The 11,874-nt window shown below is 62.3% G+C and carries 10 protein-coding genes and 1 pseudogene; 3 read left to right on the forward strand and 8 right to left on the reverse strand.

What is annotated here, in order from left to right; translation table 11 throughout:
* Positions 1-107 precede the first annotated feature (107 nt).
* Genes VKS22_04800 through VKS22_04820 form a run of 5 tightly spaced genes read right to left on the reverse strand, consistent with a single transcriptional unit; the run spans position 108 to position 3,947 of the window.
* Positions 108-917, reverse strand: coding sequence for an ABC transporter permease (locus VKS22_04800; protein ID HLW69922.1), 810 nt, complete (start codon positions 915-917; stop codon positions 108-110).
* A gap of 29 nt (positions 918-946) precedes the next feature.
* Positions 947-1,876, reverse strand: coding sequence for an ABC transporter permease (locus VKS22_04805; protein ID HLW69923.1), 930 nt, complete (start codon positions 1,874-1,876; stop codon positions 947-949).
* A 45-nt stretch (positions 1,877-1,921) separates the two neighbouring features.
* Positions 1,922-2,647: a VIT1/CCC1 transporter family protein gene (locus tag VKS22_04810; protein HLW69924.1), complete on the reverse strand. Its 726-nt coding sequence runs from the start codon at positions 2,645-2,647 to the stop codon at positions 1,922-1,924.
* A 6-nt stretch (positions 2,648-2,653) separates the two neighbouring features.
* Positions 2,654-3,181, reverse strand: coding sequence for a redoxin domain-containing protein (locus VKS22_04815; protein ID HLW69925.1), 528 nt, complete (start codon positions 3,179-3,181; stop codon positions 2,654-2,656).
* Positions 3,182-3,227: 46 nt separating this feature from the next.
* Complete coding sequence (locus VKS22_04820; GenBank protein ID HLW69926.1) at positions 3,228-3,947, reverse strand: SIMPL domain-containing protein; 720 nt, start codon at positions 3,945-3,947, stop codon at positions 3,228-3,230.
* Positions 3,948-4,116: 169 nt separating this feature from the next.
* Here VKS22_04820 and proS point away from each other — a divergent pair, with 169 nt between their 5' ends.
* Positions 4,117-5,580: a proline--tRNA ligase gene (gene proS, locus VKS22_04825; protein HLW69927.1), complete on the forward strand. Its 1,464-nt coding sequence runs from the start codon at positions 4,117-4,119 to the stop codon at positions 5,578-5,580.
* Positions 5,581-5,614: 34 nt separating this feature from the next.
* Here proS and VKS22_04830 read toward each other — a convergent pair whose 3' ends face one another.
* Together VKS22_04830 and VKS22_04835 are read right to left on the reverse strand one after the other, a co-directional pair.
* Positions 5,615-6,700 carry a HAMP domain-containing sensor histidine kinase gene (locus VKS22_04830; protein HLW69928.1) on the reverse strand — a complete coding sequence of 362 codons (1,086 nt, stop codon included), beginning with the start codon at positions 6,698-6,700 and terminating at the stop codon, positions 5,615-5,617.
* A gap of 76 nt (positions 6,701-6,776) precedes the next feature.
* Positions 6,777-8,393 (reverse strand): annotated as a pseudogene (locus VKS22_04835) (DHA2 family efflux MFS transporter permease subunit).
* 151 nt (positions 8,394-8,544) lie between these two features.
* Between VKS22_04835 and VKS22_04840 the strand changes: the two are divergent.
* On the forward strand, positions 8,545-9,126 hold the full coding sequence (locus VKS22_04840; protein HLW69929.1) for a CvpA family protein: 582 nt from the start codon (positions 8,545-8,547) through the stop codon (positions 9,124-9,126).
* Positions 9,127-9,152: 26 nt separating this feature from the next.
* On the opposite strand, the gene trxA is transcribed toward VKS22_04840, so the two are convergent.
* Positions 9,153-9,485, reverse strand: coding sequence for a thioredoxin (trxA, locus tag VKS22_04845; GenBank protein ID HLW69930.1), 333 nt, complete (start codon positions 9,483-9,485; stop codon positions 9,153-9,155).
* Between the two features lie 203 nt (positions 9,486-9,688).
* On the opposite strand from trxA, the gene VKS22_04850 reads away from it, so the two are divergent.
* Positions 9,689-11,833, forward strand: a complete 2,145-nt coding sequence (locus tag VKS22_04850; protein HLW69931.1) for a cation:proton antiporter — start codon at positions 9,689-9,691, stop codon at positions 11,831-11,833.
* Positions 11,834-11,874: the final 41 nt, after the last annotated feature.

Raw genomic sequence — 11,874 nt, forward strand, 5'->3', positions numbered from 1 at the left:
TGCACTCGCAGGAAAATCGATTTCGTTGCCTCCGCTACGGCACCCGCCGACGACCAGCATCGCGAGCACGATGCCGACGGCGATCGCGCACCTGGCGCGTAAGGGTCTCATGAGCTGGTGACCCTCGTACGCGCACCGCGAAGGCGGAGATAGCCGTAGCCCAACAGATTGAAACCCAGCACTGCATAAAGGATAGCGAGGCCCGGAAAAAGCGCGAGCGACGGCGCGGTGCGAAAATAGATCGTCGCTTCCTCGATCATCCGGCCCCAACTGGGCGTGGGCGGCGGCACGCCCAAACCGAGAAAGCTCAGGCCGGCGTCGAGCAGCAGCGTGCTCGAGGTGCCGAGCACCGCCATCGCGACGATCACCGGCGCGACGTTGGGCAGGATATGCGTGAACATCAGGCGCAGTGGCGAGGCCCCCAACGCGCGCGCCGCGAGCACGAAGTCGCGACTCCTGAGGCTGAGCGCCTCCGCGCGCACCACGCGGGCAACTCCGGTCCACGAGACCAGGCCGATTACCAGCAGGATCGTCAACAGGCTCGGCCGCATGACGGTGACGAAGGCCATCGCGAGCAGAAGAGTCGGAAAGGCGAGCATCGTATCGGTCAAGCGCATCAGGAGGAAATCGATCGCGCCGCCGAAAAAACCCGAAAGCAGTCCGATAGCGACGCCGATCACCATCGTGATCGCCATCGCGGCCACACCGACCTCGAGCGAGATACGTGCGCCCCAGATGATCCGCGACAGGACGTCGCGTCCAAGCTCGTCCGTGCCGAGCGGAAATGCCCACGACGGCGGGGCCGGATCGCCGAACGTCGCGGCCACGGCCCGCGCCGGATCGTGCGGCGCCAGCATCGGTGCGCCGAGCGCGATCGCGGCCAGCAGCGCGATCATCGCCGCACCCACCGCCGCCATCGTCGAGCCTCGCGCGCGCACGGACGCGACTAACCGATCTCGCTCAAGCGAATGCGCGGGTCGAGCCAGGCGTAAAGCAGGTCGACCACTAAATTCGCCGCGACGACGAGAATCGCGCCGAAAAGCACAGTGCCCATGATCAGCGGAATATCGAGATTCAAGACTGCTTCGAAGGCGAGCCGCCCGATGCCAGGCCAGTTGAAGACGGTTTCCGTCAGCACCACGCCCGAGAGCAGTCCGGCGAGATCGAGACCGGCGAGCGTCAGCAGCGGAATCAAGGCGTTGGCCAGCGCATGGCGGGCGATCGCCTGCCGGCGCGAGAGACCTTTGCCGCGCGCCGTGCGCATATAATCCTGCTCAATCTGCTCGCTGAGGTTGGTGTGAAGAATCCGCGAGTAGTAGCCGGCCGCACCGAGCGCCAGCGTGATCGTGGGTAGAAGCAAACTGCGCCAGCCGCTGAAGCCGCCGAGCGGAATCGACCGCAGATGCGCCGCTGCACCGATCAGAAGCATCTCGCCCAGCCAAAAGACCGGCATCGAGACGAACGCCAGCGCGACGATCAGCAGCAGATGATCCCAGAGGCCATCGCGCCAGCTCGCCGAGACCAGGCCCATCGCGATCCCGAGCATCAGCGACAGCGTCATCGCGCTTACCGCGAGCGTCGCCGTCGCGCCAAGGCGCCCGAGGATCAGATTCGTCACGCTCTCGCGACGGATGTAGGAACGTCCCAAGTCGCCATGCAATGCATGGCCGAGGTAGCGGGCGTACTGCGTGTAAACCGGCTGGTCGAGTCCGAGCTGGGTGCGAATCAGCGCGAGGGTTTGCGGATCGGCCTTCGCCCCGGCCATCGCGACCGCGGGATCGGCCGGTACGATAAACGCGATGGTGAAGGTGATGAGCGAGACGCCCAGCAGCACGCCGACGCTGATCGCGAGCCGGCGCAAAATGAAGGCGAGCATCAGATGAACCTTGTCATTAGCCGCGCACCGCAGCAGATTCCTCGGCTATGGCGCCGCGCCGAGCGGCGAGATCGCGACGCCGATCAGATAGCCCAGCACTGCTGCGGCAACCGCGATCGCCAGGAAGCGCACGCCGGCCATCGAGGGGTAACGCTGATCGCCGAGCCGGCCTTCGACGAAATAACCGACGGTGAAAAGCACGAGCGCGGTCGTCGCGATGCCGGCGACAAGTCCGACCCGCTCCGACGTGATGAAGACGAAGGGCAGCAACGGCACGAGCGCGCCCAGCAGAAAAGCGACGCCCATCAGCAGTCCGTCAAGAATTGGCTTGCCGAAGCTGGCGTCCGCCAGTCCGTAGATTTTTTCCTCCGCGGTCGCATTGAGCGCTTGCGGCGAGGCGCTCAGCAGTTTGACGACGCGATAGCTCGCCTCACGGGTAAGCCCTTCTTTGGCGAGCGCCTCGACCAGACTCTCCTGCACCATGTAGGGCTGCGCGTGACTTTCGCTGCGCGTCCGGCGCAGTTCGCTGCGGATAACCTCGGTCTCCGCGCGGGTGCCGAGATAGGCGCCTGCCCCCATCGAGAGGGCGCCGGCCGCGGTCGAGGCGAGGGCTGCGAGAATTACCTGCGAGCGGACGGAAACCGCGCCGCTCAAGCCGGCGAGCACGCCCGCCGTCGTCAGCACGCCATCCTGGATGCCAAAGACGATCTCACGCAGACTGGCGAGCCGTTCAAAGGTCCGGCGCTTTTCCTCGGGTTTGAGCGCAGCCAAGCGACTTTAATACTTGAGGTCGGTTTCGATGGTCGGCTCGCCGGGTTGCCAGTCCGCCGGGCAGAGATGGCCGCTGCGCAGCGCCCGCACGATTCGCAGCGTCTCGCTCACGCTGCGGCCCACATTGATCGAGCTGGCGGTCGCATACAGCACCTTGCGCGCACGGTCGAGCACAAACGTCGCGCGCATCGCGACGCCTTCCTTTTCGTCGAAGACCCCATATTGGCTTGAGATTTTACCGGCCTCATCCGCCAGCAGCGGATAGCTCAGGCCACCGAGTTCCGCAGCCCAGCGCCGATGGGTCTCGGCGTCGTCGATACTCACGCCAACGATACTGGTGTGCTCGGTCTTGAACGCCGCCTGCGCTTGGTGGAAGCCGACGACTTCGGTTGGGCAGATGAACGAAAAGTCGCGGGGGTAAAAGAACAGCAGAACGAGTTCCGATTGCAGGCCAGCCGGCGCGAGATGGCTGATGCGTCCGTCGAAGGCGCAAGCCAGATCAAACGGCGGCGCGGCGTCACCCGGTTTTAACATCGATCACAACTCGAAGTCGCGAAACTCGATAAGCGTCGCGTCAAGCCTACTGAATCGCGTAGGTCAGAGAAACGGTCGCCGGCACGGTCACCTGTCCGACCTCGATGGGCGTCGCACCACCGCGCGACATCGCTAAGGCTTGCATGCGCATCATCGGAACCGGCCGGGATTCGGCTTCGGTCGTGGCCTTGAGCACCTGGCCGAGTTTGACGCCGAGCGCCGCGGCGAGGGCCTCCGCCTGCGCTTGGGCATCTCTAGAGGCTTTTGCGATCGCGTCGCCGCGCGCTTTAGTGTTGTCGCGCAGGGTGTAATCGAGCGAGTTGACCTGATTGGCGCCGGCCGCGATCGCCGCGTCGATCAGCGGTCCGACGATATCCAGCGCCTGCGTTTGCACGGTGATCGAATTTTGCGCGCGATAGCCGATAATCTTCGCCGGGTCGCCGTTGCGCGGTTCGTTGTAGTCCGGACTAAGCGAGTAGCCTCCGGTCCACATCGTGCCCTTGTCGGTGAGCTTGGCCTTGAGGGCGTCGCGGACCTTTTGCGCCAATGACCCGTTGAGGCCCGCGGCCTCGGACGCCGTTGCCGCGTGCGTCTCGATCGCCAAATCGAGCGTCGCCTGATCCGGCGCGGCTTGCACCTCGCCATCGCCGCTCACCACGATCGTCCGCACCACCTTGGTATCCTCTGATTGCGCCAGCGCGACTCGCGTCCAGGCCGTCGCCGCCAGCACGATCGCGGCCATCAACGCTATTGTCCGTCGTCGCATCGAACCCTCCATGGAGTTGATCAGCACGGAAGCGGCTGCCTAAGCTCAGTTGCATCCACAGAGCATGCGCCTGAGCATTCAGGCCTCCGCTTTGGATTGAAGCTTTCACTGATCGCAGCGTCAAGGTACAGGAAGGGACGTCCGCTGCGGCGGAACCGAACAGCAGTTAATGCCCGAAAAATCCGACGACAAGAAAGTCACCCCGCGCGGCGAGGATTTCGCCGCCTGGTACAACGACATCATCCTGCGCGCTGAGCTCGCCGACTACTCGCCCGTTCGCGGCTGCATCGTCTTCCGCCCCGACGGCTTCGCCATCTGGGAGAACCTGCGCGACGAGCTCGATCGCCGGATCAAACGCACGGGCGCGCGCAACGCCTATTTCCCGCTCTTCATTCCGCTCAGTTTCCTGCAGAAAGAGGCGCAGCACGTCGAAGGTTTTGCGCCCGAGGTGGCGGTCGTGACACATGGCGGCGGCAAGGAGCTCGAGGAGCCGCTGGTGGTGCGTCCGACCTCCGAGACCATCATCAACCATATGTTCGCGCAGTGGATTCATTCCCATCGCGACCTGCCGCTGATGGTCAATCAATGGTGCAATGTCGTGCGCTGGGAGCTGCGCACGCGGCCGTTTCTGCGCACCACCGAATTTCTCTGGCAGGAGGGCCATACTGCGCATGCGACGCGCGCCGAGGCCGAGCGCGAGACCCTCACGATGCTCGAAGTCTATCGCAGCTTTGTCGAGGATTTTCTCGCCGTCCCGCTGATCCATGGCCGCAAGAGCGCGGCCGAACGCTTCCCCGGCGCCGAGGAGACCTACACCATCGAGAGTCTGATGCCCGACGGGCGCGCGCTGCAATGCGGCACTTCGCACTACCTTGGACAGAATTTCGCCCGCGCCTTCGAGATCAAATTTCTCGACGAAACCAATCAGCTCCAGCATCCGCATCAGACGAGCTGGGGGGTTTCGACGAGGCTGTTGGGCGCAATCGTGATGGCGCATGGCGACGACCAGGGTCTGCGCCTGCCGCCGGCCGTCGCCGGCATCCAGGTCGTCATCGTGCCGATTTGGCGCAAGGCCGAGGAGGGCGAGAAGGTCCTCGCCGCGGCGCGCACGATGCGCGACGCGCTCGAACAGGCCGGACTTCGCGTCAAACTCGACGAACGCGACGGCCTCACCCCCGGCTTCAAGTTCAATGACTGGGAGATGCGCGGCGTCCCGCTGAGAATCGAAATCGGACCGCGCGACCTGGCGACGAATGAAGCGGTGACCGCGCGTCGCGACATCCTCGGAGCGGCTGGGAAGGCGAAGGTCGCACTGGATCAGCTCGCCACGCGCGCCGCGGAAGTCCTCGGCGAGATCCAGAAGAATCTTTACCAGCAGGCGCGAGCGGCGATGGAGGCCCATACCCGCGGCTTCGATTCATACGACGATCTGCGCGTGCAGATGGCGGGCGAAGGCGGCGGCGGCTTCGCCGACGTCTACTGGTGCGGCAACGCCGTCTGTGAGACGAAAATCCGCGACGAGACCCGCGCGACTTGCCGCGCCATCCCTCTCGATCAGGCACCAGCTTCCGGCCTGTGCATCGTTTGCGGCGAGTCAGCGTCCGAACGCGCCTTCTTCGCCAAAGCCTACTGAGCGGTTCGCACTGACCCGCTCGACCAGAATTCGGTTATTTGGAGCTCCCTTCCTCGTCAGGGTTAGCGAAGCGCAGCGGCAAATCGAGGACAAAGGTGCAGCCTTCATGCGGTCGATTGCTGACCCGCACCGAGCCATGATGGGCTTCAACGGCCCGCTTCACGATTGACAACCCCAAACCGAAGCCGCTGCGATCGGCCGCATCTTGCACGAAGGGTTGAAATAACTTGGGCGGCAGATCGTCCGGCAATCCGCCGCAGGAATCTTCAACCTCGAAAAGGACACGGTCTTCGAGGGCTCTCGCGCGGATGGTGACGCGGCTTCCTTCGGAAGAGAATTTTATCGCGTTACCCATCAGGTTTGTGATAGCGGACGCGAGTAGTTTTTGATCAGCGTCAACTTGCAAGTCTTCGACTTCCTCGACAACGGCGATGTTCTTTGCCTCACATTGTTCTGCGCTTTCCGCACAAATCGTATTCACAAGCTCCAAAACCGCGACCGGTTGCGCGTTAATCCGCGGGTTGCCGGAGAGCCGCGCGTCAATTATGGAGTCATCGACTAACTGTGAAACTCGAACGATCGCTCTATCGAGCCGCTCTAGGTGTTTCTCGCGTTTATGCGCTTGTTCGTTGCGGAGCAACGCGACGGTCAGCCGAGCAGCTTGCAAAGGTCCTCGAATCTCGTGAGCGATGAACGAGTAGTGCTGGGTTGCTTGCTCAACAATCTCACGATCACGCAGCGCCGCATAAGCTCTGACAGAGGCCGCCACCCCACGTCCCATGACGTGGAACAACTCACCGACTTCGTCGGTCAGGACAGGAATTTCGACCTGGCTCATGAGTTCAAGAACAATTTCGCCGATTAGCGTCATCTCTTCGGAGAGGGCGCCAATGTCGATACCGCGACGCATGCGTTGCCGTCCGTGTTGCCGCGCGCCCGACATATCGGGCCACTGGCCCGCGGGGGAACGAAGCGCCTCGACGAGATCATCCAGGAAAAACGGGAGATGGTTGACGAGTTCAGACGTTTCGAGCGCCAGGCCGAGCCGATGCGTCGCGGCCGCCTTCCAACGCTCAATAACAAGTTCCTTGTTCGTCGAAATAAAGTCTGCGAGTGGCACCTGCTCTTCTCCATGAGCTCAAAGCCCGGTTTAGTCTGACAGCCGCCCGCACGACGCTGGTCGGCGACTTGACCTACTAGTGCGCAGCCGCCGCGGCCGTCTTACCCTTCGGCCGGCGCATGAAGAAAATCAACGGCGCTAGCGCGAAGAAGATGTACGAGAGCATCCGGAAATCGTCGAGGTAGGCTAACACCGAAGCCTGCTTCTGCATCTCGAGGTAAATCATCCCTAGCATGGTCGCGGATCCGCCGCGCGAAAAGGGGACGCCCATCATCGCCGGGCTGTGGATCAACTGGTTCATCCGGAAGGCATCGACGTGACCCGCCAGGTAACTCTGATGGACCTGCGAATTGATCGACAACATCGCGACCAGGACTGCGATACCAACGCTGCCGCCCACGGTGCGCACCATGTTGAACAGTCCCGACGCCGCGCCCATCTGCTCTTTGGGCACCGCGCCGAGGCTCAGCGTGGTCATCGGAATGAAGATAAAGCCCGAACCGATTCCGCGCAGCAGCCCGGGTAACGCGATGCTCCAGAAATCTATTTCCGCGTAGAAGTTCGCCATATAGGTCGTGCCGACGCCGGCGAAAATACAGCCGATCGCAACGATCCAGCGGGGATCAAACCGATTGAACAGGCGGCCCGCGAGCAGAATCGAAATAAAGGTGCCCAGGCTCTGAATCGACAAGACCTTACCGGCCAAGATCGGCGTGTAGCCGGAAATTTGCTGGCAATAGAGCGGAATCAGCACAAAGGTCGAGTACATCGCGAACATCACGATGGTAGTGAAGAAGGTGCCGACGGCGAAATCGCGATTTTTGAGCACATGCAGATCGACGATCGGCTCGCGGATGCGCAACTCGCGGACGACAAAGAAGACCAGGCTGATCGTGCCGATTATCGTCAGCGCGATAATCAGGTGCGAGCTGAACCAGTCGAGCCGTTCGCCGCGATCGAGCATGATCTGCAGCGCCGCGATGCCCAGCACCAGGTAGCCGAGCCCGCCCCAGTCGATCCGCTTGATCCCACGCCGGATGTAGGTGGGATCGTGGACGAACACCGCCACCATGATCGCGGCGATGATGCCGGTCGGTGCGTTGATGTAAAAAATCCAGCGCCAGCTATAGTTGTCTGTAATCCAACCACCCAGCGTGGGGCCCAGCACCGGCGCAACCATCATACCCAAGCCCCAGATCGACATCGCGGTCGCCTGCTCCTCGGGCGGGAAGGTCTCCATCAGGACGGCCTGCGACAGCGGCATCATCGCGCCGCCGCCGAGTCCCTGCAGGATACGGAAAAAGACCAGGATTCCCAGATTAGGCGCGGCGCCTGCCGCCAGCGAGCTACAGACGAAAAGCAGGATGCAAAAATTGAAGAAACGCTTGCGGCCAAAATAGGCGCTGCACCAGCCGGTGAGCGGAATGATGATCCCATTCGCGACGATGTAGGAGGTCAAGACCCAGGTCGCTTCGTCGACGTCGGCGGAGAGACTACCGCGAATATGGATCAGCGAAACATTCGCGATCGTGGTATCGAGAACCTCCATCACCGTCGCGAGCATCACGGCTACCGCCACCAGCCATTTGCTGGAGGAGACGGCGCCTGCTGCTTGCAGCGCCGGACTTTGTTCGACCGCGGCCGCCACGGAAGCTACACAGGTTGCGGTGATGGGGTTTTGACGGTCATCTTGATCACTTACGACGTCGGTAAAAAGTGTCCTGAGTCAAGTGTTACACAGTGCAAGGAATCATCGTGGAAAGCAACTCCATATTCCGCTTCCGCCGAAACTGACTCTAGAGCCCTCATGCAGTCGTATGCCGCGCGCGCTAAGATGGCGCGGCATGAGCAGCTTGAACAAGCTGGACTACGCGATCATCGCGATCGTCGTCTTGGGCGGATTGTACGGCTTGAGTCGTGGCGTGATCCGGATGGCGGCTTCGATTCTGTCGATTATTTTAGGCCTCGCGGCGGCTTCAGCCTGGTACGAGCGAGTCGGCGCGTGGGTCCAACAGCACCTGAACACGAGTCCGACGGTTAGCGCGGTGATTGGCTATGTCGTAACGTTCCTGGCGGTCGCCGCGCTAATCGGGATGGCCGGGCAGCGTGTCGTGCGGCTCGCGCACGTAATCAACCTCAATCTGATCGATCGTCTCGGCGGCGCCGTGTTTGGCGCGGCGCTGGCTGCGGTTTTCGTCGGCGTCGATCTGTTGATCCTGGCGGCGGTCCTCCCGCCCGATTCGAGCTTGATTCGCGATTCGCGGCTCGCGCCGCGGGTGCTAGCTTATAACCAGTCGCTCGCCACCTTCGTCCCGCCGGAGATGAAAGCGGTGTTTCAGCGAAAATATGACGACCTAGTGCGGTATTGGAACGGGCAAAATCAAAGTCCCGCCGATGCGCCTGCGCGCGCACCCGGCGGGACTTGATCAATGCCCGAATGGCGGGAAAAGCCTCAGGCGATGGCGGTGTCGACCGCCTTTACCAGATGAGCTTTCGGCACTGCGCCGACGATCTGTTCCTTGACCTGGCCGTCGCGCACGATCACAAGATTCGGGATGCCGCGCACACCGAAGCGCGAAGGCGTCTGCGGATTATCGTCAACGTTGATCTTGACGACCTTCAGGCGACCGGCATACTCGCCCGCGAGTTCGTCGACAATCGGCCCGATCGCCTTGCACGGACCGCACCACGGCGCCCAAAAATCGATTAGCACCGCGGTGGGCGCTTTCATCACTTCCTGCTCGAAGCTGGCGTCGGTCACATGGAGGACCTTGTCAGAGGCCATAGTTTCTCCTCAAGTAATTCGCTCTGACTTCAAGATAAGGACGCCTCCGCGGACAGTCAAGGTTATGCGTATCCTCCCAACATTGCTCATGTTGTCGCGCCGGCGGTTGGACCGGAGTTCGCGTTGACCCGGCGAAGTTCTGGCAGATAAGCTTTATCGGTCTGTCCGATTGTTATCTTTCAATTTCCATCCAGATATAACTCATGCCGCACCTCAACGAAGTTCAGGTTCTCCGCCTTCTAGTGCAATTCACCCTGCTGTTCGTTGGCGCGCGCGTTCTCGCCGACGTCATGAAACGGCTCGGTCAGGCGACGGTTATCGGCGAGCTGCTGGCCGGGATCGTGCTGGGACCGTCGCTGCTAGGACACGTCGCTCCGGTGGCCTATCGACTGCTCTTCCCGGCCGATCCGCTGAGCGACCATCTGCTCGAAGCGCTCGCCTGGATTGGCGTAATCATGCTCCTGCTCTACACCGGTCTTGAGACCGATCTCGAAATTATTCGCGGCGTCGGCCGCAGCGCGGCGATCATCTCGGCGCTCGGGATTCTTATCCCGTGGACTAGCGGCTTCCTCCTCGGATGGGAAATCCCGGCGGCGTACCTCGCCGCGCCGAATCAACGGCTGATATTTTCGCTCTTTCTCGCGGTTGCGATGTCGATTTCGGCCGTCCCGGTTATCGCCAAAATCCTGCTCGATCTCGACCTGATGCGCCGCGATTTGGGGATGCTGATCCTGACGGCCGGAATCCTCGACGACACCGTCGGCTGGCTGATGCTGTCGATTGTCGCCGGCCTCGCTGCACACGGGACGGTGGACTTGCGGACGATCAGCTATATCGTGGTGGCCGTCACGCTCTTTATCGGGTTTTGTTACTTCGTCGGGGCAAGTCTGGCCGTGCGGATCATGCATTGGGTAGATGATCGCGCGCTGGCCGAGCACGCCGGAATGAGCACGATGGTGGGTATCGCGATGGTCTGCGCGATCGTCACGCAGGCCATCGGCATCCACGCGGTGTTCGGCGCGTTCATTGCCGGGGTGATGCTCGGGCGCTCCGCCCGCATGCGTAAATCTGATCGCACCGAACTCGAAGGGGCGACCATCGGTGTCTTCGCGCCGGTGTTCTTCGCCTATTCGGGCCTCAAGGTCGATTTGCTCGCGATCCACGGGCTCGGCCTGTTAGCGATTTTTCTCGGAGTCGCGGTCGCGGGCAAGGTGATCGGATGCACGGGCGGCGCTTTGATCACCGGGCGCGGATGGCGCGAATCCCTGGCGGTCGCAGTTGGCATGAACGCGCGGGGCGGCATGGGGATCATCGTCGCGCTGCTCGGGCTGAGTCTGGGCGTTCTGACGCAGGAAGTGTACGCGATCATAATTGTTATCGCGATGGTTACTTCACTGCTCACGCCGCCGCTGTTGGGCTTTCTGCTGGCCGGTATCGAGCAGCGGCCGGAAGAGACGGAGCGGCTGGAGCGCGAAAAAATTCTCGCGCAGCTCCCGTTCAGCAAGGCCGGCGCGAAGCTGCTGGTGCTCGCGGGCGGCGGCGCCAATGCGCAGCTGGCGGCGCATCTTGCGGCGGTCCTGGGGAATCATCCGGATGCTTCGATTACCGTGTTTCACGCGACGCTCGCCGCGAAAACCGACGAGCCGCCGGAGGTCGATCTGGCAACTGAATTCGAGCGGATCAAAGCGATTGCGGGACTGACTGGCGCCACTAACGTTTATTCGCGAACGGGTAGCGGAGATTCCGTCGTCGAGGCGATTATGAAGGAGACCGAGCGCGGCTACGACGCGATCTTCGCGGGTGCCGGTCGGGCTGACGACAGCGAGACGATGAGCAGCGCGGTGCTGCACGAACTTCTACAGCGCGCGCAGATACCTGTGATTATCGCGCGTGATGCGGGCGCCAAGCTGCCCTTCAGCCGGATCCTGGCGCCGACGACCGGCACGCCCTTCTCGCGCCTGGCGACGACGGTGGGGCTGTTCTATGCGCACGCCGTCAGCGCCGCGATCACCGCGATCTACGTGCGGGAAAGTCCGCTGCTCTCGTTGGGGCGGTTGCCCGGACGGAGCCGCGGCCGCGACGAAGGCCGCGTGATTGTCGAGGACATGCGCACCTTCGCTGATCAACTCGAGCTCAAACTCGAGACTGAAGTCGCTACTTCCGCGCGTCCAGAAAATGCCATCCTCGCCGCGGTTATGCGCGGCAGCTTTGACCTGCTTTTGATCGGCGTGATGGCGCGGCCGGCCGATGGACGGCTGTCCTTCGGGCCGAAAGTTGATCATCTGCTGCGTAACGCGCGATGCTCTGTGGCGGTGGTCGTATCGCCGCAGATCACCGCGCGCGAGTAGACTCGTAACCCAGGACTATCGATTGCCTGCTCCTGCCGCCG

Source organism: Candidatus Binataceae bacterium, from assembly GCA_035308025.1.
Classification (GTDB): domain Bacteria; phylum Desulfobacterota; class Binatia; order Binatales; family Binataceae; genus JAJPHI01.